Here is a 26268-nt window from a genome sequence, read left to right on the forward strand (position 1 = left end):
GTGCTGACGCAGGTCTTCGACCCGCAGCAGAAGACCGGTATCCACCGGGGCGATCAGCACTTGCGCTTCGTCGTTGAATTGGGCGAAGCGGCTGCGCAGGGTTTCGTGGCGGGCCACAATGCGCGCCAGCGCGCGTTGCAGCGCCGCGTCGTCGAGACGGCCACGCAGCCGCAGGGCCACGGGAATGTTGTAGGCGGTGTTGGCGCCTTCCATTTGCGCGAGGAACCACAGGCGTTGTTGGGCGAACGACAGCGGCAACGCGCCGTCACGCGGGACCGGCACGATCTGCGGTTGCGCACAGCGTCCGGCCTCGTTCAGCACTGCCGCGACCGCCGCCAGTTCGGCGTTGGCAAACAGATCGCTCAGCGCCAGCTCGACACCCAGACGTTGGCGCACTTGCGAGACCATGCGCATCGCCAGCAACGAATGCCCGCCGAGTTCGAAAAAGTGATCCTGGCGCCCAACCCGCTCGACCTGCAGCACGTCGGCCCAGATCTGCGCCAGCGCGGTTTCCACCTCGCCTTCGGGCGCTGCGTACTCGCGAGTGAACAGCGCCGCCAGATCCGGCGCTGGCAAGGCCTTGCGGTCGACCTTGCCGTTGGCGGTCAACGGCAGCGCAGCGAGTTTGACGAACGCCGTCGGCACCATGTATTCCGGCAACCGGCTGAGCAGTTGCGCGCGCAACTCGCCCACCGGCAGCGCTTCGACCTGCGGCTGTTCGGTGAAGTAGGCCACCAGGCGCGGCTGGCCGGGTTGATCTTCGCGGGCCAGCAGCACCGCCTCCTGAATCCCCGGCAACTGGTTGAGGCAGGTTTCGATTTCCCCCAGTTCGATGCGCACGCCACGGATCTTCACCTGATCGTCGTTGCGCCCCAGGTACTCGATGTTGCCGTCCTCGCGCCAGCGTGCAAGGTCGCCGGTGCGGTACATCCGCGCATTCGGCAAGGGGCTGAACGGGTCACGCAGAAAGCGCTCGGCGGTCATGTCCGGGCGATTCAGGTAGCCACGGGCGACCCCGGCACCGCCAACGTACAACTCGCCCGCCACGCCAAGCGGCACCGGGCGCTGCTGTTCGTCGAGCAGGTACACCGTGGCATTGCTTAGCGGTTTGCCGATGTGCAGCGCGTCGCCGCTTGCTACCCGCCCTGAGGTCGCGACCACTGTGGCCTCGGTCGGGCCGTAGTTGTTGATCACGTCGAAATGCTGATTGCGATTGAACTGCCGCAAGCGGTCGCCGCCGATCAGCAACGTGCGCAGGGTCGGGTGTTCGAGGTTCTGGCTGAAGGCGTATTCGGCCACCGGGGTCGGCAGGAAGCTCACGTCCAGCGGCTGCGCGCACCACCACGCGAGCAAGGCATCGATGTCTTCGCCGCCCTCGTGAGTCGGCGCCAGATGCAGGGTCGCGCCCACGCACAGCGCCGGCCAGACTTCCCAGGCCATCGCATCGAAACCAAAGCCGGCGAGGCTTGAGGTGTGGCGCCCGGCGCAGAGGTCGAACGCCGTGCAGTGCCAGTCGACCAGATTGCTCAAGGTGTGATGCTCGACCATCACGCCTTTGGGCAAACCAGTGGAGCCGGAGGTGTAGATCACGTAGGCCAGGTTCGCGGTGCTCAGGCCCGGTACCTGCGGGTTTTGCGTAACCGTCAGCGGCCAGTTGCAGTGATCGAGGTCGAGCACCGGCACGTTTAGCGCCGGCAGTCGCTCGCGCAAATGACTTTGGGTCAGTACGGCGACTGGGGCGCTGTCGTCGAGCAGGTAGTTCAAACGCTCGGCCGGGTGCGCCGGGTCAATCGGCACGTAACCGGCACCAGCCTTGAGGATCGCCACCAGTCCGACCAGGGTGTCCAGCCCGCGACGGGCGACGATCGCCACGCGGTCATCCGGTTTCACGCTCAACCCGATCAGGTGCTGCGCCAAGGCGTTGGCCTGACGATTGAGTTCGGCGTAGGTTAGTTGCGCGTCGGCAAACACTGCCGCCAGCGCGTCCGGCCGTGCGGCCACCTGCGCCTCGAAACGCTGCTGAATGGTCTGTGCCGTCGGGAAATCCACATGGGTGGCATTGAAGCCGAGCAGCACCTGTTCAAGCTCTGCCGCCGGCAGAATCGGCAGTTGGTTGATCGGTGTCTGCGGCGCCTGCTCCAGCGCGAGCACGAGGTTTTCCAGCGCGCAGTGCAGGTAATCGCAGATGCGCTGCGGATCGGTCTGGGTGCTGGCCAGCAGGGTCAGGCTGAAGGCGTCACCGAGGTCATCGACACTCATCGTCAGCGGATAGTTGCTGCGCTCTTCGGAGTGCAACGTGGAGATACCGTCCCACGCCGCGAGGGTTTCGGCACTGGCGGTGGCGACGTTGTGGCTGTGGCGATAATTGAGCAGCGTGCTGAACAGCGGCGTCGGCGCCACCACATGACTGCAGCGCTGAGCCAGAGCCAGCGGTGCGTGTTCGTGACGCATCAGCGTGGTCAGCCGGGCGTGGGTGGCGTTGACTGCCGCGCGCACATCCTGGCCGTCGATATTCACCCGCAACGGCAAGGTGTTGATGAAAATCCCCAGCGCCCGGTCAATCGCTTCGGCGCCTTGCATACGACCCATCAGCACCGTGCCGAACACCACTTGCTGCTTGCCGGTCAGCGCGGCCAGCACCTGCGCCCAGCCGAGGTGAAACAAGCTGGCGACACTGACGCCGAGCGTCCGCGCCTGCGCCCGCAGGCGCTGGCCCAATAGCGCCGCGACCGGCACGCTGAGTTCGACGATTTCGCTGCCGTCACCTTGCACGTCCTGCAGGCCGTAAGGCAGCGTCGGTTCGTCGATGTCGCTGAGCATCTCGCGGAAGAACGCCTCGTGCTCGGCCTCGCTGACGCCCAGACGCGCCTGCGCCACGTAGTTGCGAAACGGCACCGGGCGCCCGAGCAGCCCACTCTGTCCGGTGAGGCACGCGCGCATTTCGTGGCGCACCACGTCGAGCGCCGAGTGGTCGAGCGCCATGTGATGGAACAACAGCGTGGCGATCACCCGTTGCCCGGCTTCATCCCAGGCGTGGGCCAGACGCATCAGCGGCGCCTGGGTAACGTCGAGGCGGAAGTGCCGGGCATCGAAGCGCTCATGCAGATACGCCAGAACGTCGCCATTTGCATCAGGCAGCGTCACCTCTTCCACCGGCAGTTCGGCCCGGCGCCAGACCACCTGCACCGGTGCATCCAGCCCTGCCCAATGCACAGCGGTGCGCAGAATGTCATGGCGATCGATCACGTTTTGCAGCGCTTGAGCGAACGCTTGAAAACGCTCGCGGCTGGCAAAGGCGAAATGCGACTGCATGACATACGGATCACCGTCACCGCCACTGACGTGGTGATACAGGATGCCTTCCTGCAACGGCGCCAGCGGGTAGATGTCCTGCACGTTGGCCGCGCCGCCGGGGGCTTGTGCGACGAGGTGGTCGATGGTCGCCTGGTCGAGTTCGACCAGCGTCAGCATCGCCGGGGTGATGCGCGTGGTGCCCGAGACGATGCCATTGGCCGGCACTTCGACCTGGCCATGCTTGCTGGCCGAGTACTGCCCGGCCTTGATCAGTTCGATCAGCGCCGGTTTGTGCTCGCGCAACAGCGCCAGCAACGCCGGGTCGTTCAACGCCTGTTTGTTGCCGTTGACCCGCAATTGGTCGTCCGCGACCGCCAGCTGAATATCTTTAGCCTTCAATGTGGCCAACAGTTCGATCACGTTCACAGGACGATCTCCATTCGTTCGGTAATTGCGGCGTAGCCGGCCAGGGTCGGATGTTCGAACAGCGACCTGACATCGGCTTCCATGCCTTCCTGACGCAGCCGGCCGATCAGACTGACCGCCAGCAGCGAGTGACCACCCAGTTCAAAGAAATGATCGTGGCGCCCTACCCGCTCGACGTTGAGCAACTCGGCCCAGAGCCGTGCGAGGGTGATTTCGACGTCGCCTACCGGGGCTTCGTATTCGCGCACCGGCAATGCGGCCTGATCCGGGGCCGGCAGCGCCTTGCGGTCGAGTTTGCCGTTGGGGCTCAGCGGCAGTGCAGCGAGATGCAAGAACAGCGCGGGCACCATGTAGTCCGGCAGGTGCTCCAGCAAGTGGCTGCGCAGCACGTCGATTTCCAGGCGTGCCCCGGTGTAGTACGCCACCAGACGCTTGTCGCCGGATGCATCTTCGCGGGCCAGTACGGCGGCTTCCTGCACGCCATCGATCTGGGTCAGGCGTGCTTGAATCTCGCCAAGCTCAATGCGCAGGCCACGGATCTTCACCTGATCATCGTTGCGGCCCAGGTATTCGATATTGCCGTCCGGCAGATAGCGGGCGACGTCGCCGGTGCGGTACATCCGCCCATTGGCCTGGAACGGATCGGTGAGGAAGCGTTCGGCGTTCAGTTCCGGGCGATTCAGATAACCGCGCGCCACCTGCACGCCACCGATGTACAGCTCGCCGACCACGCCGTGCGGCACCGGTTGTTGCTGGGCATCGAGGATGTACATGCGGGTGTTGGCGATTGGTTTGCCGATCGGTGTGTTGTCCGGAGTGCTTTCGACCGGCCCGGCGCAATTCCACGCGGTCACGTCCACCGCGGCTTCGGTCGGGCCGTAGAGGTTGTGCAATTCGCTGCCCGGCAGTTGCTGTTTGAAGCGTCGTACCACGCTGCCCGGCAACGCTTCGCCGCTGCACATGACTTGCCGCAGGCTGTTGCAGCGTGCGGTGTCGGCGTGGGCGAGAAACACGTCGAGCATCGACGGCACGAAGTGCAGCGTGGTGATGTATTCGCGTTCGATGATTTCGCTGAGGTACAGCGGATCCTTGTGCCCCTCGGGCCGGGCCATGACCAACCGGGCGCCGGTCATCAGCGGCCAGAAGAACTCCCAGACCGAGACGTCGAAGCTGAACGGCGTTTTTTGCAGCACCGTATCGGCAGCCGTCAGTTGATAGGCGTCTTGCATCCACAGCAAACGGTTGACCACCCCGCGATGTTCGTTAATCACGCCTTTCGGTTGGCCGGTGGAACCGGAGGTGTAGATCACGTAGGCGGTGTGCTGCAGAGTCAGTTCAGCGAGCGATAGATTGTCCGTCGCCAGCGACTGCCAGTGCGGCTGATCCAGATCGATCAGCGGCACCGCTACATCGCCGAGCAACGAACGCGTGGTTCCCTGCACCAGCACCGCCAGCGGCGCGCTGTCCTCCAGCATGTAGGCCAGACGCTCCAGCGGATAAGCCGGATCCAGCGGCACATAACCGCCACCGGCCTTGAGGATCGCCAGCAGCCCGACCACCATGTCCAGACCGCGCTCGACGCAGATAGCCACCCGCGCATCCGGCCCTACACCCAATTCGCGCAGGTGCCGCGCCAGTTGATTGGCCCGGACATTGAGTTCGGCATAAGTCAGTTGCTTTTCATCAGCAACCACCGCGGGCGCCTGCGGCGAGCGCGCCACTTGCGCTTCGAACAGACCGTGAATGGTCTGCTCAAGGTCGTAATCGACGTCAGTGGCATTGAACCCGAACAGCACCTGCTGGCGCTCGGCATCCGCCAGCACCGGCAGGCGGTTCAAGGCCTGCTGCGGTGTCTGCTCCAGCGCCTCGACCAGCCCCGCCAACGCCTGCTGCATGTAGCCACACAGCCGCGCCGCGCCAATCGGCGAAGGGGTCATGGCCGTGAGGTCAAAACCCTGACCCAGGTCATCGACGTTGAAGCTCAGCGGATAGTTGGTGCGCTCCTCGCTGGACAGGTTCTCGATGCCTTGCCAGGCCAGGCGATTGGCTTGCAACTGTTCTGCGCTGACGCTGTGCCGGTAGTTGAGCATGGCGCTGAACAGCGGCGACGGCGCCGCCACCCCGCTGCAACGCTGGGCCAGCGCCAGTGACGCATGTTCATGGCCGAGCAATGCCGTCAGTTGCGCGTGGGTGGCGCGCACCCCGGCACGCACCGAAACATCACCCAGATCCACCCGCAGCGGCAGCGTGTTGATGAACATTCCCAGACCACGATCAGCGCCGGTACCGCCCTGCATCCGCCCCAGCAGCACGGTGCCGAACACCACGCGCGCATATCCGGAAGTCGCCGCCAATACCTGGGCAAACGCCAGATGGAACAGGCTCGCGACGCTCACGCCCAGCTGCCGCGCCTGGCTGCGCAAACGTTGCGCCACGGCGTCCGGCAGGCGCTGACGGACTTCTTCGATGTCATGGCCGTCACCGTGCACGTCCAGCAGACCGAATGGCAGCGTTGGCTCGTCGATCTCGCCGAGCATCGCGCGGAAGAACGCTTCGTGTTCCTGCTCGCTGACACCCAGCCGGGTCTGCGCCACGTAATTGCGATACGGCACGGCGGGTATCAGGGCTTCGCCGTGACCGAAGAGCAGCGCCTGCAGTTCCTGCTGCACCACTTCCAGCGCCGTGTGATCCATGGCGATGTGATGGAACAGCAGCATGGCGACCACCCGGTCGTTGGCCGGATCTTGCGCATACACCAGACGAATCAGCGGCGCCTGACTGATGTCGATGCGGTAATGCCGCGCGTCGAAACGCTCATACAACTGCGCCAGAACATCATCGCCCGCCGTATCGAATGCAACCTCCTGCAGCGGCAGCTCGGCTTCGCGCCAGACCACTTGCACCGGTGTCGCCAACCCTTCCCAGACCACCCCGGTGCGCAGGATGTCATGGCGACTCATGACCTGACGCAGCGCGGCGGCAAAGGCCTGCAAGCGTTCAAGACTGTCGAATGCCAGGCGCGATTGCAGCAGGTATGGATCGCCGTGCGCGGCGCTCAAGTGGTGATAAAGAATGCCTTCCTGCAACGGCGCCAGCGGATAAATGTCCTGCACGTTGGCGGCACCACCCGGCACCGTGGCAACGATCCGCTCGATGCTCTGCTGATCCAGTTGCACCAGCGTCAGCATGTCCGGGGTGATATGCGTGCAACCAAACGGAATCAGGTTATCCGGCACCGCGACTTCGCGACCACTGCCCACCGCAGCGGCTAGCGCGGCAAGGGTTGGCTGGCTGAACAGCACGCGCACGTCGGTGCTCAGGCCGAGCTGACGCATGCGCTCGATCAGGGTCACCGCCAGCAGCGAATGCCCGCCCAGTTCAAAGAAGTTGTCGTGTCGACCGACCTGTTCGACCTGCAACACCTCGGCCCAGACCTGCGCCAGCGCGGTTTCCACCGGCCCTTGCGGCGCTGCGTATTCGCGGCTGAGCCAGGCGTCCTGATCCGGTTCGGGCAAGCCCTTGCGGTCGAGTTTGCCGTTGGCGGTCAGCGGCAGCGCCTCAAGCCGCACGTAAGCTGCCGGCACCAGTGCCTGTGGCAGACGCGCCTGCAGATGCGCGCGCAGCTCCTCGATATCGACTGTTGTACAAGCAGTAAACCAGGCGATCAACCGCGCCTCGCGCACCAGCACCACCGCGTCCTGTACTGCCGGATGGCTGGACAGCGCGGCTTCGATTTCACCCAGTTCAACCCGCACGCCGCGCAGTTTGACCTGATCGTCGTTACGTCCCAGGTATTCGATATTGCCATCGGCCAGCCAGCGCGCGAGGTCACCGGTGCGGTACATGCGCGCCTGCGGCTCGTCACTGAACGGGTCTTCGAGGAAGCGTTCGGCAGTCAGCTCGGGACGGTTCAGATAACCACGGGCGACACCCGCGCCACCGACGTACAGTTCACCGGCAACACCCACCGGCACTGGACGTTGCTGTTCATCGAGCAGGTAAACCCTGGCGTTGCTCATCGGCCGGCCGATGTGCAGCAGCTGTCCGGCATTGATTTGCCCGGAGGTCGCGACCACCGTGGCCTCGGTCGGGCCGTAGTTGTTGATCACGGCAAAGGTCTGCTCACGCGGGAACTGCCGCAACTTGTCGCCACCGATCAACAGCGTGCGCAAGGTCGGGTGACCCAGCTCACGACTGAAGGCGTATTCGGCAATCGGCGTCGGCAGGAAACTTACCTGCAACGGTTGCGCGCGCCACCAGTCGAGCAGTTCATCCAGGTGTTCGTTGCTGATCGACGGCGGCGGCAGGTGCAGGGTCGCGCCGACGCACAGCGCCGGCCAGACTTCCCAGGCCATCGCGTCGAAACCGCAACCGGCGACGCTGGCGGTGTGACTGCCGGCGCGCAGGTCGAATGCCTCACAGTGCCAGTGCACAAGGTTCTCCAGTGTCGCGTGTTCGACCGTCACGCCTTTCGGCTGACCGGTCGAGCCCGAGGTGTAAATCACGTAGGCCAGATGCGCCGGGGTCAGCGTCGGCAGTTGCGGATTGGTCTGCGGCAGGTGTTGCCAGAGGACGTTGTCCAGATCGATCACCGGCACCCGGCCCAGCAGCTCGCGGGTCGAACCCTGCGCCAGCACCGCCACCGGATCGCTGTCCTGCAACAGGTAGGCGATGCGGTCGGCCGGGTACGCCGGATCGACCGGCACATAACCGGCGCCGGCCTTGAGAATCGCCAGCAGCGCCACCAGCATCTGCGGGCTGCGCTGCAGGCACACGGCAATCCGGTCGTCCGGCTGCACGCCGAGGCCGAGCAGGTGATGCGCCAGGCGATTGGCCTGCTGATTGAGTTGCGCATAAGTCAGTTGCTGCGTGTCCTGCACCACCGCCAGTGCCTGCGGCCGCTGCTCGGCCTGCACTTGCACCAGCGCCTGAATCGTTGCACCGCGCGGGTATGCCGCCGCCGTCGGGTTGAAACCGACCACCAGGCGTTCATATTCCTCCACCGCAAGAATCGGCAAGCGGTTGAGCGCACGCTGTGGCGTCTGCTCCAGTGCGTGCACCAGATGTTCCAGCGCGGTGTGCATGTAGCCGCAGATCCGTTGCGCGCCGATCTGCGCCAGCGCCAGCACGGACAGGGAAAAGTCTTCGCCGAGATCGTCGACGCTGAGGGTCAGCGGATAGTTGCTGCGCTCTTCGCCACCGAGCAATTGCACGCCTTCCCAGATGCCCTGACCGTCACGCGGTTGCTCCTCGGCAGCGGTATGCCGGTAGTTGAGCAGTGCACTGAACAGCGGCGCGCCGGACACTGCGCTGCAGCGCTGGGCCAGCGCCAATGGCGCATGTTCATGGGCGAGCAGCGCGGTCAGCCGTGCGTGGGTTGTCTTGACCGCAGCGCGCACGCCTTCGCTGACATCCACCCGCAGCGGCAAGGTATTGATGAACACGCCGAGGGTGCGATCCGCGCCCTCACCGCCCTGCAAACGCCCCAACAGCACCGTGCCGAACACCACGTCGCGGCGGTTGGCAAGCACCCCCACCACCTGCGCCCACGCCAGGTGCATCAGGCTCGCCGGGCTGACACCCAACTGCCGCGCCTGTTCACGCAGGCGCAGGGTCAACCCGGCATCGACGGCTTGCTGCGCCTCCTCAATGTCGCCGCCATCGCCTTGCACGTCATGCAGACCGAATGGCAGGGTCGGTTCGTCGATATCGCCGAGCATGTCGCGGAAGAACGTTTCGTGCTCCTGCTCGCTGGCACCCAGACGCGCCTGCGCCACGTAGTTGCGATACGGCATCGGCGTGCCGAGGCTGTCGGCCTGATTGAACATGAACGCGCGCATCTCCTGCCCGACCACGTCCATGGCGGTGTGGTCGAGAATCAGGTGCTGGAACAGGATGATCGCCACCACCCGTTGCTGCGCCGGGTCTTCGGCGTAGACGATGCGCATCAGCGGCGCCTGGCTCAGGTCGAGGCGGTTGTGCCGGGCATCGAAGCGTGCGTGCAACTGGTCAAGAACGTCGCCCTGCGCCGGGTCCAGCGGCACCGCTTGCACCACCAGCGGCGCCTGACGCCAGACCACTTGCTGCGGACTCGCCAGCCCTTCCCAGACCACACTGGTGCGCAGAATGTCGTGGCGCGCGATGACCTGCTGCAAGGCTTGGCTGAAGGTGCGCAAGCGCTCGATGCTGTCGAAGATCAGCCGCGATTGCAGCAGGTACGGATCGCCCTGTTCGGCGCTCAAGTGGTGATAAAGAATGCCCTCCTGCAACGGCGCCAGCGGATAGATGTCCTGCACGTTGGCGGTCCCGCCCGGCACCGTGGCGACGATGCGCTCGATGCTCGCCTGATCGAGTTCGGTCAGGCTGAGCAGGTCCGGGGTGATGTGCGTGCAGCCCGGCGGAATGCGGTTGGCCGGCACTTCGATTTCACGACCGCTGCCCACGGCGGTGGCCAGTGCAGCCAGGGTCGGCTGATTGAACAACACGCGCACGTCGGCGGCGAGGTCGATCTGGCGCATGCGTTCGATCAGGCTCACCGCCAACAGCGAATGCCCGCCCAGCTCGAAGAAGTTGTCGTGACGCCCGACCCGCTCGACTTTCAGCACGTCGATCCAGATCTGCGCCAGCGCGGTTTCCAGCGCACCCTGTGGCGCTTCATATTCGCGACTGAGCCACGCGCCCTGCTCCGGTTCCGGCAAGGCCTTGCGGTCGATCTTGCCGTTGGCGGTCAACGGCAATGCGTCCAGCCGTACGTATGCCGCCGGCAACAGCGCATCCGGCAAGCGTGCTTGTAAATGCGAGTGCAACTGCTGAATATCGACCGCCGTGCGCTCAGTGAACCAGGCAATCAGTCGCCCGTCGCGAACCAGCACCACCGCTTCCTGCAGCGCAGCGTGGCTGCCGAGCGCGGCTTCGATTTCACCGAGTTCGATACGCACGCCACGCAGTTTGACCTGATCGTCGTTGCGCCCCAGGTACTCGATATTGCCGTCGGCCAGCCAACGCGCCTGATCGCCGGTACGGTACATGCGCGCCTGTGGCTCGTCGCTGAATGGGTCGAAAAGGAACTGCGCAGCGCTCAGCTCGGGGCGATTCAGATAACCACGCGCCACGCCTGCCCCGCCGACATACAACTCGCCCGCCACGCCTACCGGCACCGGACGCTGCTCGGCGTCCAGCACATAGATTTTGGCGTTGGCAATCGGCCGGCCGATATGCAACGGCTGGTCAAGCTCTACCCGCCCCGAGGTGGCGACCACCGTCGCTTCGGTCGGGCCATAGTTGTTGATCACTGCGAAGGTTTGCTGGCGACTGAACTGACGCAGTCGGTCGCCACCGATCAGCAGCGTACGCAAGTTCGGGTGCTGCAATTGCCGGCTGAACGCATATTCGGCCACCGGCGTCGGCAAGAAGCTGACCTGCAACGGCTGCGCGCACCACCAGTCGAGCAACTCGTCGAGGTGCTCGTTGCGGATCGACTGCGGCGGCAGGTGCAAGGTCGCGCCGACACACAGTGCCGGCCAGACTTCCCAGGCCATTGCATCGAAACCGAAGCCGGCGACGCTCGCGGTCTGGCTGCCGGCCTGCAAGTCAAAGGCTTCAGCGTGCCAGTGCACGAGGTTTTCCAGGGTGGCATGCTCGACCATCACCCCTTTCGGTTGGCCAGTGGAGCCGGAGGTGTAGATCACGTACGCCAGATGCTTCGGCGTCAATGCCGGCACCTGCGGGTTGGCCTCCGACAGGTGCTGCCAGAGGTCGTTGTCCAGATCGATGACCGGCACGCCACCGAGCAGATCGCGGGTCGATGCTTGCGCCACGATTGCCACCGGGGCGCAGTCCTGCAACAGATAGGCGATGCGTTCCGGCGGATACGCCGGATCGACCGGCACATAACCGGCGCCGGCTTTGAGGATCGCCAGCAGCGCCACCAGCATGTCCGGGCTGCGCCGGGCGCACAGGGCGACCCGGTCATCGGGCTGCACGCCAAGGCCGATCAGGTGATGCGCCAGGCGATTGGCCCGCTGATTGAGCTCGCCATAGCGCAACTGCTGCGCACCTTGCACCGCCGCCAAAGCCTCGGGGTGCGCGGCGGCCTGGGCCTCGACCAAATGCTGCACGGTTTGCGCCGGCGGGTAGTCGCGACCGCTGATGTTAAAGCCGACCAGGACCCGCTGGCGTTCACTCGGTGACAGCACCGAGATCTGCCGCAGCGACGTTGCTGGCGAGTGCTCCAGAGCGGTCAGCAAGTTGTGCAGCGCGGTTTGCAGGTAATCGCAGACCCGCGCGCCATCCACTTGCGGCACCGCTTGCACGCTCAGGCGGAAACCGGTGCCGAGGTCGTCGACGCTGACCACCAGCGGATAGTTGCTGCGCTCGCGCGAGCTGAGAATCTCGATCCCGTCCCAGGCCACGCCTGTCGGTTCCGCCGCGCTGTGGCGATAGTTGAGCAAGCTGCTGAACAGCGGCAGCGACGCGGCAACACCGCTGCAACGCTGGGCCAGCGACAGCGAGGCCTGCTCATGCGCCAGCAATTGCGCCAGACGCTCATGAGTAGCGCGCACGCCTTGCTCTACCGAGGTAGCGCCAACACTGACCCGCAACGGCAAGGTGTTGATGAACATGCCGAGTGCGCGATCGGCGCCCTCGCCGCCCTGCATGCGCCCGAGCAGCACGGTGCCGAACACCACCTCTTCACGCCCCGAAACCTGCGCCAGCACCTGGCCCCAGGCCTGGTGCACCAGGCTGGCGGCGCTGATGCCGAGGCGGCGCGCCTGCTCGCGCAAGCGCTCGGCCACGCCGGCTTCCAGCGCCTGCTCGCTGTCGACGATGGTGCTGCCATCGCCATGCACATCCTGCACACCGAAGGCCACGGTCGGCTCGTCGATGTCGCCGAGCATGTCGCGGAAGAACGCTTCATGCGCCTCGGCATTGGCCTGTTGCTGCGCCTGCGCCACGTAGTTGCGGTACTGCACCGGCATCGGCAAATCGGCGCCGCTCGGGTACAGGCTGTCGTTCATTTCCGCCAGCAACACTTCCAGTGCGGTGTGGTCGAGCACGATGTGGTGCAGCAACAGGATGCCGACCCAGCGCTGTTGTTCACGGTCTTCGGTGTAGGCCAGACGCATCAGCGGCGCCCGGCGCAGGTCGAGGCGGTAGTGCCGTGGATCGAACCGCGCCTGCATCTGCTCCAGCACATCGCCCTCAAGCAGGTCGGCATCGACTCGTTCCAGCGCCAGCGGCGCCTCGCGCCAGACCACTTGCACCGGCTCTTCAAGCCCTTCCCAGAACACGCTGGTGCGCAGAATATCGTGGCGCGCAATCACCGCATTCAACGCACGGACGAAGGCCTTGATCTGCGCCAGACCGGCGAAGGCGAATTGCGCCTGCAATACGTAGGGATCACCGGCGCTGGTCGCCAGATGGTGGTAGAGAATCCCCGCCTGCAACGGTGCCAGGCCATAGATGTCCTGAACATTGGCGACGCCGCCGGGCACGCTGGCGACCACGCGGTCGATGGCGGCCTGATCCAGCGTGGCCAGCGGCAACATGTCCGGGGTGATGCGCGTGCAATCGGTAGCAATCAGATTGTCCGGCACCCGCAAGGCGTGACTGTGACTCAGCGTCGCCGCCAGCGCCGCGACGCTCGGCTGGCCGAACAGTACACGCACGTCGCACTGCAAGTCGTGCTGGCGCATGCGCTCGATCAGTTTGACTGCCAACAGCGAATGGCCGCCGAGTTCGAAGAAATTGTCGTGCCGCCCGACCTGCTCGACACCGAGCAGGGTCTGCCAAATCCCGGCAATCAGGGTTTCCACCGGTCCCAGCGGGGCTTCGAAACCGCGACGGGCGAAGGCATCGCTGTCCGGTTGTGGCAAGGCTTTGCGATCAAGTTTGCCGTTGGTGGTCAGCGGTATGGCGTCGAGGCGCACAAAGGCGCTCGGCACCATGTACTCGGCCAGCGACAGCAGCAACGCATCGCGCAATTGCGCGGCGCTCGGCTCAGTGCCTGCGGCGGCCAGCCAGTAGGCGACCAGACGCTTATCACCGGGGCTGTCTTCGCGGGCGATCACCACTGCTTCGCGCACACCGGCGCAGGCGGCGAGGCGAGCTTCGATTTCACCGAGTTCGATGCGGAAACCACGGATCTTCACTTGATCGTCGTTGCGCCCGAGGTATTCGAGGCTGCCGTCCGTGGTCCAGCGCGCCAGGTCACCGGTCTTGTACAGACGCGCCTCGGCACGGCCGCTGAACGGGTCGGCAATAAATCGCTCGGCGGTCAGCGTCTCGCGGTTGAGGTAACCCCGGGCAACCCCGGCGCCACCGACGTACAACTCGCCGATCACGCCGACCGGCACCGGTTCGCGCTGCGCATCGAGTACGTACAGTTGCAGGTCGGGAATGCCCACGCCAATCGGGCTGCGCCCGACCAGTAGCGAGTCCGCTGCCTCCAGTGGCCGATAGGTCACGTGCACCGTGGTTTCGGTGATGCCGTACATGTTCACCAGCCGCGTACCGGCATTGCCGACCCGCGCGTACCACGGTTTGAGCAGGCCCGGTTCCAGCGCTTCGCCGCCGAAGATCACTTCGCGCAACGAGTGCTGCAACGGGCTGCGGCCCTGCGCGGCGATCAACTGGCGGAAGGCGCTCGGGGTCTGATTGAGCACAGTGACGCCAGTGCGGCACAGCAGCGCGTAGCAGTCGTCCGGCGAGCGGCTGACCGCCTGCGGCACCAGCAACAATTGTCCGCCGAACGCCAGCGCGCCCCAGATTTCCCACACCGAGAAATCGAAGGCGAAGGAATGGAACAGCGCCCACACGTCCTGCGGGTTGAAGTTGAACCAGTCGTGGGTCGCCGAAAATAGCCGCACCACGTTGCGGTGTTCGACCATCACGCCTTTGGGCAACCCGGTGGAACCGGAGGTGTAGATCACGTAGGCGAGGTGATTTGGGCTCAGCTCGGGAATCTGCGGATTGCTGCTGAGTTCAGCCTGCAACTGCAGGCTGTCCAGATCGATGATCGGCACGTTGAGCGCGCCAACCCGATCCAGCGTATCGGCCTGGGTCAGCACCGCCACCGGGGCGCTGTCCTCCAGGGTGTAAGCGATGCGCTCCAGTGGATACGCCGGGTCGATCGGCACGTAACCGGCGCCGGCCTTGAGGATACCGAGCAGGCCGATGATCATCTGCGGGCCGCGCTCGACGCAGATCGCCACGCGCTGATCCGGACGAATCCCCCGCGCCAGCAGGTGATGCGCAAGTTGATTGGCGCGGCGATTGAGTTCGCCGTAGCTCAACGTCTGCTCCTCGAACAGCAGCGCTGTGGCCTCTGGACGCGCCGCCGCGTGGGCTTCGAACTGCTGGTGAATCAGCGGGGTTTCCGGGAACTGCGGCAACGGCGAGTTGATCCCGTGCAGCAGATATTCACGTTCGGCGGCCGGCAGGATATTCAGGCGTTGCAGCGGTGCATCCGGGGTCGATTGCAAGGCCTGCAGCAGGCTGTGCAACGCGGTGTGCAGGTAAGCGGCGATGCGTTCGGCACCCAGCGCCGCATCCGCCAGCGCGGTGATGCGCAAGTCTTCGCCGAGGTCGTCGATGTTGATCGTCAGCGGGTAGTTGGTGCGTTCGCGGGCGCCCAGCACTTGCACGCCGGGGGCCAGTTCGCTGACCTCGGCGATCTCTTCACTGCTGCTGTGGCGATAGTTGAGGATCGCGCTGAACAACGGCGTCGGCACCGCCACCGCACTGCAACGCTGGGCCAGTGCCAGCGAGGTCTGTTCATGGCCGAGCAACGCGGTCAGGCGTCGATGGGTGGCCAGCACCCCGGCACGCACGCCGTCCTGCCCGACATCCACGCGCAGCGGCAAGGTGTTGATGAACATCCCCAGCGCCTGTTCGCCGCCCTCGCCCGCCTCCATCCGCCCCAGCAACACAGTGCCGAACACCACGGTGGTGCGGCCCGACAACTGGCCGAGCACCCGCGCCAGCGCCAGGTGCATCAGGCTCGCCACACTGACGCCGAGCTGACGCGCCTGGCCGCGCAGTTGCCGGCTGAAGTCGGTGTCGAGCATCAGCACGGCTTCTTCGATGCTTTGGCCGTCGCCCTGCACATCCTGCAAACCACAGGGCAAGGTCGGCTCGTCGATGTCGGCGAGCATCTCGCGGAAAAACTGCTCGTGAGTCTGTTCGTCCAGACGCAGACGGGCCTTGGCCAGGTGATCGCGGTATGGCACCGGCGGCCCGACCTGCGCGGTCTGGCCCAGCAGATGCGCGCGGGTTTCACGGCGCACCACGTCGAGCGCAACGTGGTCCATGATCAGGTGATGGAACAGCAACAGCGCGACCACGCGCCCGTTGGCCGGATCCGTGGCGTACACCAGACGCAGCAGCGGCGCCTGCTGGATGTCGAGGCGGAAGAACCGTGGGTCGTGGCGCTCCAGCAGTTGCGTCAGGACATCCGAGCCCGGGTCGAGGGCGATTTCTTCGCAGTGCAGACGAGCCTGCCGCTGCACCACTTGCAGCGGTTCGTCCAGGCGTTCCCAGACGAACGAGGTGCGCAGAATGTCGTGGCGTTCGATCATCCATTGCAGCGCCTCGGCGAAAGCCTCCAGACGTTCGCGGCTGTCGAAGGCGAATCGCGCTTGCGACACGTAGGGGTCACCGGCGGGCGCCGACAGGTGCAGATAAAGCATGCCTTCCTGCAGCGGCGCCAGCGGGTAAATGTCCTGCAGGTTGGCGGCGCCGCCGGGTACTTTGGCGACCAAGCGATCGATGGTCGGCTGATCCAGCGTTACCAGCGGCAGCATGTCCGGGGTGATGCGAAACGCCGGGCTCAGCCAGTCGCCACCGTTTTGCGCGACCAGTTCCAGCAGTTGCGCCTTGTGTTCGCTGAGGCTGTCCCACAACGCATCGTCCAGCGCGTCGTCGCTGCCCAGAATGACCAGGTCTTCATCTTCCTGTTGAAGGCGGATCGCATGGGTGGAAAGAACAGCCATCAGTTCGCTGAAATGCATGGGATAACCTGCTGTAAATACGAGAAAAAGGAGCGCGCAGCGGCGAGTCCGTGCCTGCTGTGCGCAGCCTGGAAAAACTAAAACATCGGGGCTTGCGGGGCTGACATGGGAAGCGGGGACAAGCCGCCGGCTCGGTCGCCGCAATCCCCCCTGTAGGAGCTGCCGCAGGCTGCGATCTTTTGATCTTGCTGTTAAAAGCCAAATCAAAAGATCGCAGCCTGCGGCAGCTCCTACAGGGTTCGGCGTCAGATCCGGCGTTTGCGATTGAGGCTCGGGATGGTGGTTTGCGGGATCAACACTTGCTGCGCCTCGGGTGTGGTGCTGAGCGCCAGCGCCGCCAGCGTCGGCTGGCTGAACAGCGCTCGGGCGTCGGTGTGCAAACCGCTCTGACGCATGCGCGCCACCAGACTCACCGCCAGCAACGAATGCCCACCCAACTCGAAGAAGTTGTCGTGACGGCCGACCTGTTCGACGCCAAGCACCTCGCTCCAGATCTGCGCCAGCGCGGTTTCGACTTCACCCTCGGGTGCCACGTATGGGCGATTGATGACTGCGTCGGCTCCCGGCTCCGGCAGGGCTTTGCGATCGATCTTGTCGTTTGGCGTCAGTGGCAAAGCGTTGAGCAATACGAACGCGCCCGGCACCATGTACTCCGGCAGACGCTCCAGCACATGCGCGCGCAAGGTTTCCAACGATGGCGCGTCGATGCCGGCTCGCAAGCTGTACCAAGCCACCAGACGCTCATCGCGCACCATCACCACCGCCTCGCGAATCGCCGGATGCTCGATCAGCCGTGCCTCGATTTCTCCCGGTTCCAGACGCAAGCCCCGCAGCTTGATCTGGAAGTCATTGCGGCCGAGGAATTCAAGTTCCCCGTGGTTGTTGTAGCGCGCCAGGTCGCCCGTTCGGTACAGGCGATCACCCGCAACAAAGGGGCTGTCGATGAAGCGCTCGGCCTGCATCTCCGGCAAGCCGTGATAACCACGTGCCACGCCGACGCCGCCAATGTGCAACTCACCGCTGACACCTTGTGGCACCGGTTGTCCGTACGCGTCGAGCACGTACAGGCGGGTGTTGCTCAACGCCTTGCCGATTGGCACCACGTTGTCCGGCACCGGCATATGCGGTTCAAGCGTCCAGCCCGTGCTGTCCACCGTGGTTTCAGTCGGGCCATAAACGTTGTGCAAACGCACCCACGGCAGGCGATTACGCACTTGGCGCGCCAGCGCTGCGCTGAGTTCGCCACCACCGTTGAGCACATCGGTGAGGCTGCTGCACTGTTCGACACCGTCCTGCTCGATGAACTGCTGCAACAGCGCCGGGACGAACTTGACCACCGTCACCTGCTGCTCGCGAATGGTCTGCACCACATACGCCGAATCGCGGTTGCCGTCCGGTCGCGCCAGTACCAGACGCATCCCCGAACACAGCGGCCAGAAGATCTCCCACACCGAACTGTCGAAGCTGAACGGCGCTTTTTGCAGCAGCGCACCGTGTTCGGTCGGCGGACTGAGCTGCGAGCCCCAGTGCACCATGTTGCAGGCGCTGCGATGCTCGATCATCACGCCTTTCGGCAACCCGGTGGAGCCCGAGGTGTAGATCATGTACGCAAGATTCGAAGCACTCAGGCCCGGCACCTGCAGATTGTCTGACGGCTGCAGCTCCCAACTGTCGTGATTAAGATTGATCGTCGTCACACCCGGCTCGCCGAGCAATTGCCGCGTGGCGCCATGCACCAGCAGTGCGACCGGCGCGCTGTCCTGCAGCATGTAGTTCAGGCGCTCCAGCGGATAGTCCGGATCCAGCGGCACGTATGCGCCGCCAGCCTTGAGGATGCCGAGCAAACCAACGATCAGATCCAGCCCGCGTTCGACGCAGATCGCTACGCGCGAGTCCGGTTGCACGCCGAGTTCACGCAGGTGATGGGCCAGACGGTTGGCGCGCTGATTGAGCTCAAGGTAAGTCAGGGTTTCCTGCGCGGATTGCAGCGCGATGGCGTCCGGTTTACGCCGCACCTGTGCTTCGAACAACGCGTGCAGTGGCTGGTCCAGCGGACAATCGACCTCGGTGGCGTTGAAGGTGATCAGCAAACGTTGCAACTCCTCGGCTTGCAGGATCGGCAAGCGGTTCAACAGTTGTTGCGGAGTCTGCTCCAAGGCCTGTACCAGGCCGCTCAACGCGGTTTGCATGTAGCCGCAAAACCGCTGCGTGCCGATCTGCGCCACGGCCCTGCCGGTGAGGCGCAAGCCGTTGCCAAAATCATCCACGCTCATGGTCAGCGGGTAATTGGTGCGCTCCTCGTTGGCCAGGGTTTCGATGCCTTGCCAGGCATGGCTGGACGGCTCCAGCAGTTCGGACTCGTCACTGTGCCGATAATTGAGCAGCGCGCTGAACAACGGTGACGGCGAGGCGACGCCGCTGCAGCGCTGAGCCAGTGCCAGTGACGCGTGCTCATGCCCGAGCAGCGCGGTCAGCCGCGCATGGGTGGCGCGCACGGCGTCGAGCACCCCCGCATCGACATCGATGCGCAACGGCAAGCTGTTGATGAACACGCCCAAGGCCCGGTCAGCACCCTCGCCCCCCTGCATGCGCCCCATCAGCACGGTGCCGAACACCACACGCTGCTGGCCGGACGTCGCTGCCAGCACCCGCGCCCAGGCCAGATGAATCAGGCTCGCCACGCTGACTCCGGCCTGTCGCGCCTGGGTGCGCAAGCGCTGATAGACGTCAGCCGGCAACGCCTGCTGCGCTTCGTCGATGCCGCGCCCGTCGCCCTGCACTTCCTGCAGGCCGAATGGCAGGGTCGGCTCATCAATGTCCGCCAGTTGCGCGCGGAAAAACGCCTCGTGTTCCTGCTCACTGACGCCCAGCCGCGTCTGCGCCACGTAATTGCGATACGGCACCGGCGGCGCCAGCGCCACGACCTGCCCCGACAGACTGGCCTGCATTTCGCTGCGCATCACTTCGAGGGCGATGTGATCCATCGCCAGGTGATGGAACAGCAGAATCCCCACCACCCGATCCAGCGCCGGATCACGGGCATACACCAGGCGCATCAGAGGCGCCTGGCTGACGTCGAGGCGATAACGCCGGGCGTTGAAGCGCGCGTGCAACTGCTCGATGACCGGGCCGTCGGCCGGGTCCAGCTCGACCTCCTGCAACGGCAGAATTGCCGCGCGCCACACCACCTGCACCGGGGTGTTCAGGCCTTCCCAGAGCACCGAAGTGCGCAGAATGTCGTGGCGCGCCATGACTTCTCGCAACGCTGCGGCGAAAGCCTCGACGCGTTCCAGACTGTCGAACGCCAGTTGCGATTGCAGCAGGTACGGATCGCCCTGCGCGGCGGTGATGTGGTGGTAGAGAATGCCTTCCTGCAGCGGTGCCAACGGATAGATGTCCTGCACGTTGGCCGCGCCGCCCGGCACCGTGGCAACGATCCGCTCGATGTCCTTCTGCTGCAGTTGCACCAGCGGCAGCATCTCTGGCGTGAGGTGGGTGCAATCGGCGGCGATGCGGTTGGCCGGCACTTCGATTTCCCGACCGCTGCCGACCGAAGCCGCCAGCGCCGCCAGGGTCGGTTGACTGAACAGCACGCGCACGTCGCTGCTCAGATCGAGCTGACGCATGCGCTCGATCAGAATCACTGCCAGCAACGAATGCCCGCCGAGTTCGAAGAAATGGTCGTGACGCCCGACCCGCTCGACTTGCAGGACTTCGGCCCAGATCTGCGCCAGGGCGATTTCGACCTCACCCTGCGGCGCCTCGTATTCGCGGCGGATCAGATCGTCCGGCCCGGGCGCCGGCAGTGCCTTGCGATCGACCTTGCCGTTGGCGGTCAGCGGCAGCGCCGACAGACGCACATAGGCGCTCGGCAGCATGGCACTGCTCAGGCGAGTTTTCAGCTGCGCGTGCAGCTCATTGATGTCCAGCGGCGCCTGCTCGGTGAACCACGCCAGCAATTGCCCGTCGCGCACCAGCACCACCGCTTCGCGCACCGCCGAATGGCTGGCGAGTGCGCTCTCGATCTCCCCCGGCTCGATCCGGATGCCACGGATTTTCACCTGATCATCGTTGCGCCCCAGGTACTCGAGATTGCCGTCGGCGCGCCAGCGTGCAAGGTCGCCGGTGCGGTACAGGCGCGCGCCCGGTTCAGCACTGAACGGGTCGCGCAGGAAACGCTCGGCGCTCAGCTCTGCGCGGTTCAGGTAACCGCGCGCCACCCCGGCCCCGCCGACGTACAACTCGCCCGTCACGCCCAGCGGCACCGGTTGCTGCTGCTCGTCGAGCAGATACACCGTGGCGTTGCTCACCGGTTTGCCGATGTGCAGCGCCTGCCCGGCGTCGATACGTCCCGAGGTCGCCACCACCGTGGCTTCGGTCGGGCCGTAGTTGTTGATCACTTCGAACGATGGCTGACGCGGGAACTGGCGCAGGCGATCGCCACCGATCAGCAGCGTGCGCAACGTCGGGTGATCGAGCTGGCGGCTGAACGCGTATTCGGCGATCGGCGTCGGCAAAAAACTCACGTCCAGCGGCTGCGCACGCCACCAGTCGAGCAGCGCATCAATGTCTTCGTTGCCCTCGCTGGCCGGCGCCAGGTGCAGGGTCGCGCCCACGCACAGCGCCGGCCAGACTTCCCAGGCCATCGCATCGAAACCGAAACCGGCCAGGCTTGAGGTATGGCTGCCGGCATGCAGGTCGAAGACATCAGCGTGCCAATCGACCAGATTGCACAGGGTGCGGTGCTCGACCATCACCCCCTTGGGCAGGCCGGTCGAGCCGGAGGTATAAATCACATAAGCGAGGTTGGCCGGGGTCAGCCCCGGCACCTTCGGCGCGTCGACCCGGCCAGCCGACCAACTCGGCTGATCCAGCTCGATCACCGGCACCGACAACGCCGGCAAATGCCCGCGCAGCGCGCGCTGGGTCAGCACCGCGATGGGCGCGCTGTCCTCCAGCAGGTAGCTCAGGCGCTCGGCCGGATGCGCCGGATCCAGCGGCACATACGCGGCGCCAGCCTTGAGGATCGCCAACAGTCCGACCAGCGTGTCGAGCCCGCGCCGGGCAACGATCGCCACCCGGTCATCCGGGCGCACCCCGAGATCGAGCAGATGATGCGCCAGCGCGTTGGCGCGTTGATTGAGTTCGGCATAGGTCAGGCTTTGCCCCTGATCAACCGCCGCCAGCGCGTGCGGCCGTAGCGTCGCCTGCGCTTCGATACGTTGCTGAAGGGGCGTCGGCGCCGGGTAGTCCACCCGCGTGGCATTCCACTGTTGCAGCAACGCGGTTTCTTCCGGCGTGCTCAGATCGAAATCCGCCACCGCCAGATTCACCGCTTCCAGCCCCTGCTCCAGAATCAGCAACCAGCGTTCAGCCAGTGCCTGGACTTCATCGGCGTTGAAATACGCCTCGCTGTAGATCAGGTACAGCCGCGCGTCGTCATTGGCCAGATTGCTCAGCAAGTGCACCGCCAGCGGTGTGGCCTCTTCGACGTTCGAGGCCTTGATGATCCGTCCCGACGCCTCGCCGTAGCGATAATCGTGAGTGCCCTGCTCGTAGGACACCGTGACCTCGAACAGCTGCGAGCGCTCCTCCCGCAGCAGGCCAAGGGCGCGATTCATCTCACTCACGGGAAAACGCTGATGGCGAAAGTCCTTGCGCAGTTCCTCACGGATCGTACTCACCAGTTCAGCGAACGTGCAGTGGCGACCGAAGCCCATACGCACCGCACTGACCTGGGCGAACAACCCGAGGGTGGATTTGAAGCGCGCGCCGGAGCGGTTGAGAATCGGCAATCCAACCACCCATTCGTCACGTTGTGCGGTGCGGCTGAAGTAGACATGCAGCGCCGCCAGCAACACATGGAACGCCGACGCGCCGAACGCTCGGGCCACCTGCTGCATGCGCTCGTGCAGCAACGCCGGCAAGGGCTGCGCGTAGACCTGCGTCTGCGCAGTTTGACCGGCCAGACTCTGCTGATGCCGTGGCAGCAACAGCGGCTCGGGCAATTGTCGGTACTTGTCCAGCCAATAGGCGCGATCCTGCGCATAACGCGGCGACGCGTGATAGCGCGCATTGTCCTCGATGAAGTCGATGTACGACGGCGCCGCGACCGGTGCCGGTTGGCCGTGTGCCAGCGCGTTGTAGATCTCGTCCAGCGACTTGAACATTTCGCCGAAGCCCCAGCCATCGACGATCAAGTGATGCGCCTGCACGGACAGCCAGTGTCGCTGCTCATCGAGGCGGATCAACAGAAAGCGCAACAGGCAGCCGCCGTCCAGCACGAAGGGTTGATCGATGCGTGCCTGCACCAATGCCCGCGCCGCCGATTCCGGGTCGCTGTGCGCCGACACATCGTCGATCGGCATCGGCACCGCTACTGACCGGGCGAACTGCTGCAAAGGCAGGCCATCGGCGCCGGCGCCCGGCAGCAGAATCGTGCGCAGCGCGTCATGCCGGGCTACCAGTGCTTCCAGCGCAGCCTGCATCCGCGCCGGATCCAGCGGCCCGCTGAGGTCCAGGTAGCCGCCGATGTTGTACAGCGGCGAATCCCCGCGACTCAGATGATCCAGCCAGATATCCAGCTGCGCAGCGGTCAGCGGATACGTCTGGAGCGATGCGGACGGCGTGGCCACCGCAGGGGCAGAAATAGGCGGCATAAGATCCTTCTCATGTGATTTTGCGCCTATTCAAGCATCGGCCCCGATGCCGACATGACACGTAAAACCCGGACAACCCCGCCCCGGGCGCTGGCCTGTCAGCGCTTGTAGCCCCTGATTGGGTGGGAACCCACTAAAAGTTCGGAGAGGAAACACTGAAAATTCTGTAGGAAAAATGCCACACACCAGCGCTGCCATCGACCTGAGTTGTGACCTCAAAAAAACACAACTGCCCCGGTTTTCAAGGTCTTGCCGTGACCAAACAGTCACACGATGCGCAACACCTGTAGCAAACGGCGTCAGAAGCCCGGCGCCAACTTTCAGAAATGATGGCACTTTGTGTCCCTGTTTTCCCCTACAGACGTAGGACAAATCCATAGGCTTAAATCCCGCCCCAGATCAGTTTCAAGGAGAGACGATTGCGTGGGCGGCTTTTGCATAAACAGCGGACGACTCGGTGATGACTCGGAACCAGGGATGACAAGGATATGAATCTGACCGGCAGCATTCGCAACATGGAAAACCCGCATTTCTACTGGCAACTGGGGGAACTGATTGCCAGCACCGGCGACGATCATTTCGCCAGCAACCTGTTCCAGTTGGTCGACACCCTGGTGCCGGTCAATCGCGTCGATCTCAGTGAGTGGACGCTGGACGAACGTCAGGCCAGCGTGGTCGAGATCAAGGCGCTGGGCAGCGCCGGACTGCCGCAGACCTTCCCGCCACCGGACCCGTTGAAAAGTCCGGACGATCATCCGTTGTTGCAGAAGATGATCGAGATGAATGATTCCCTGCTGATTCAACTCAAAGCGTCGCTCCAGCCGCAACATCCGCAGCACAGCGTGCACCAGTGCAATCTGGTGTCCCGCACCTCTAATCGCCGCTGTGTCATCTCGTTCTACCGACCGCATACGCAACGAGTGTTTTCCTTGCCGGAGCTGTCGTTTCTGAAAAGCCTGTCCGACACCCTCCTGCCGCTGATCGAGCGGCACGCGCAGCTCAGTCGGCAGATCGTCGCCAAACAGCCACGCCAGCCCTTGGCCGATCTGGAGCAGGCGCCGTTGCAGCAGGTGTTCGACGAACGTCTGGCGCTGGGTGGCATCGTGCTGTCGGCGCGGGAAAAGGAAGTCTGCCTGGGTCTGCTGACCGGCGGTACCGTGCCGCAACTGGCCGAGAAGCTGCGGGTCAAGAGCAGTTCCGTCGAGACCTACCTCAAGCGAGCTACCGCCAAACTGGGGGTCAGCGGACGGCACGGTCTGGCGCGCTGGATGGCCGGGGCGTAGCGGCGGAGTCAGAGTTAAACGGTGTTCGATGATGGTGTGGGGACGCAGTGCCCGGCACGTGTTTTTTCTGCATGAGAGCGTTCGATGCTGCGCATTTCCCTGCTGTCCCTCGCCGTCCTGTTGGCCGGTTGTTCGTTGATTCCCGAGTACCAGCGCCCTGCCTCACCGAGCGCTGCGCAGTACCCGCAAGGCGCGGTTTACCCGGCACCGACACCCGCCGCAGCGCGCACTGAAGACTGGCGCACGCTGTTCAACGACCCGGCGCTGCAACAGTTGATCGAAAGTGCGCTGGTGAACAATCGCGACCTGCGGGTGGCGGCGCTGAACGTCGAGGCGTTTCAAGCGCAATACCGGATCCAGCGCGCCGATCTGCTGCCGGCGGTGTCGGCCAATGCCAGCGGGTCGCGCCAGCGCATGCCGCCCAGCGTGACTCGCAGCAAGGCGCTGATCAATTCGACCTATGCGGTGAATCTGGGTGTCAGCGCCTATGAACTGGATTTTTTCGGCCGAGTGCGCAGCCTCAGCGAGCAGGCGCTGCAGACCTGGCTGGCGACCGAACAGGCGCGGCGCAGTGCCGAGCTGAGTCTGGTGGCCAACGTCGCCAATGCCTATCTGACCTGGCGCGCCGATCAGGAGTTGCTCGAACTGACGCGCCAGACCCTGGCCGCGGATGAGCAAAGCCTGCGCCTGACCACGCGCAACCGCGACGCCGGTAAGTCTTCAGCGCTGGAACAGGCGCAGGCGCAAACCAGCGTCGACAGTTCGCGGGCCAATCTGGCGCGATACAAACGCCAGGTGGCGCAGGATCTGAACAGCCTGACGCTGCTGATCGGCGCGCCAGTCCCCGAGCAACTGCCGGCGCAACCACTGGCCAGCGATCTGGTCCAGCAATTGCCGGCCGGATTGCCCTCGGATCTGCTGCAACGGCGCCCGGACATTCTGCAGGCCGAGTACAAACTGAAAGCGGCCAACGCCAATATCGGCGCGGCGCGCGCGGCGTTTTTCCCCAGTGTCAGCCTGACCGCCAACGCCGGCACCTCCAGCCGCGATCTGTCCGGGCTGTTCAGCGGCGGCTCGGGCGCGTGGACGTTCCAGCCGCAAATCAACCTGCCGATTTTCAACGCCGGCAGCCTGCGCGCGAGCCTGGATTACTCGAAATTGCAAAAGGATGTGGCGGTCGCCGAATACGAGAAATCGATTCAAACCGCGTTTCAGGAAGTCGCCGACGGCCTGGCGGCGCGCAGCACTTATCAGCAGCAATTGCAGGCGCAACGCGATCTGGTACAGGCGACTCAGGACTACTACAACCTGGCGCAGCACCGATATCAGAACGGTGTCGACAGCAGCCTGGTGTTTCTCGATGCACAGCGTTCGCTGTTCAGTTCGCAGCAGGGGCTGATCACTGATCGCCTCGCGCAACTGGTCGCCGAGGTCAACCTGTACACCGCGCTGGGCGGCGGCTGGCGGGCCGATGAGGCGAATGTTCAGTAGTCCGTCGTCACTTTTTCTTACACCTTTTGTCGCCCGATCCTGCGCCGCGCGGCGATCCGTGGCCGGCGTCTGCCGTCAGTTTGGTATCATGCGCCGCTTTTACGG

At 64.6% G+C, this 26268-nt stretch carries 5 protein-coding genes (1 of these 5 cut by a window edge); 2 read left to right on the forward strand and 3 right to left on the reverse strand.

The genetic code is table 11. The annotated features are described in order from the left end of the window. The 3 genes from AC3WMV_RS23790 to AC3WMV_RS23800 all read right to left on the reverse strand — a co-directional run. Positions 1-3720, reverse strand: partial view of a non-ribosomal peptide synthase/polyketide synthase gene (locus AC3WMV_RS23790; protein ID WP_103369013.1) — the 5' portion only. The gene continues 14103 nt to the left of window position 1, outside the view; the window shows 3720 of its 17823 coding nt (coding positions 1-3720); its start codon is at positions 3718-3720; its stop codon lies off the left edge, out of view. Then, the gene (locus AC3WMV_RS23795) at positions 3717-16730 is read right to left on the reverse strand and encodes a non-ribosomal peptide synthetase (protein ID WP_103369012.1); all 13014 of its coding nucleotides are present in this window, start codon (positions 16728-16730) and stop codon (positions 3717-3719) included. The genes AC3WMV_RS23790 and AC3WMV_RS23795 overlap by 4 nt, the downstream gene beginning before the upstream one ends. 245 nt (positions 16731-16975) lie before the next feature. Continuing rightward, positions 16976-23389: a non-ribosomal peptide synthetase gene (locus AC3WMV_RS23800; RefSeq protein ID WP_103369011.1), complete on the reverse strand. Its 6414-nt coding sequence runs from the start codon at positions 23387-23389 to the stop codon at positions 16976-16978. Between the two features lie 488 nt (positions 23390-23877). Here AC3WMV_RS23800 and AC3WMV_RS23805 point away from each other — a divergent pair, with 488 nt between their 5' ends. After that, on the forward strand, positions 23878-24672 hold the full coding sequence (locus AC3WMV_RS23805) for a helix-turn-helix transcriptional regulator (RefSeq protein WP_096795978.1): 795 nt from the start codon (positions 23878-23880) through the stop codon (positions 24670-24672). An 84-nt stretch (positions 24673-24756) separates the two neighbouring features. After that, a complete protein-coding gene (locus AC3WMV_RS23810) occupies positions 24757-26163 on the forward strand; it encodes an efflux transporter outer membrane subunit (RefSeq protein WP_103369010.1) in 1407 nt (468 codons plus the stop codon). The last annotated feature ends 105 nt before the right edge of the window (positions 26164-26268 follow it).

The sequence above is a fragment of the Pseudomonas sp. FW305-3-2-15-E-TSA4 genome (assembly GCF_058787295.1).

Coding starts and splice junctions, on each gene's coding strand:
- AC3WMV_RS23795 (WP_103369012.1), bottom strand. CDS start 16,730: ATGCATTTCAGCGAACTGATGGCTGTTCTTTCCACCCATGCGATCCGC.
- AC3WMV_RS23810 (WP_103369010.1), top strand. CDS start 24,757: ATGCTGCGCATTTCCCTGCTGTCCCTCGCCGTCCTGTTGGCCGGTTGT.
- AC3WMV_RS23800 (WP_103369011.1), bottom strand. CDS start 23,389: ATGCCGCCTATTTCTGCCCCTGCGGTGGCCACGCCGTCCGCATCGCTC.
- AC3WMV_RS23805 (WP_096795978.1), top strand. CDS start 23,878: ATGAATCTGACCGGCAGCATTCGCAACATGGAAAACCCGCATTTCTAC.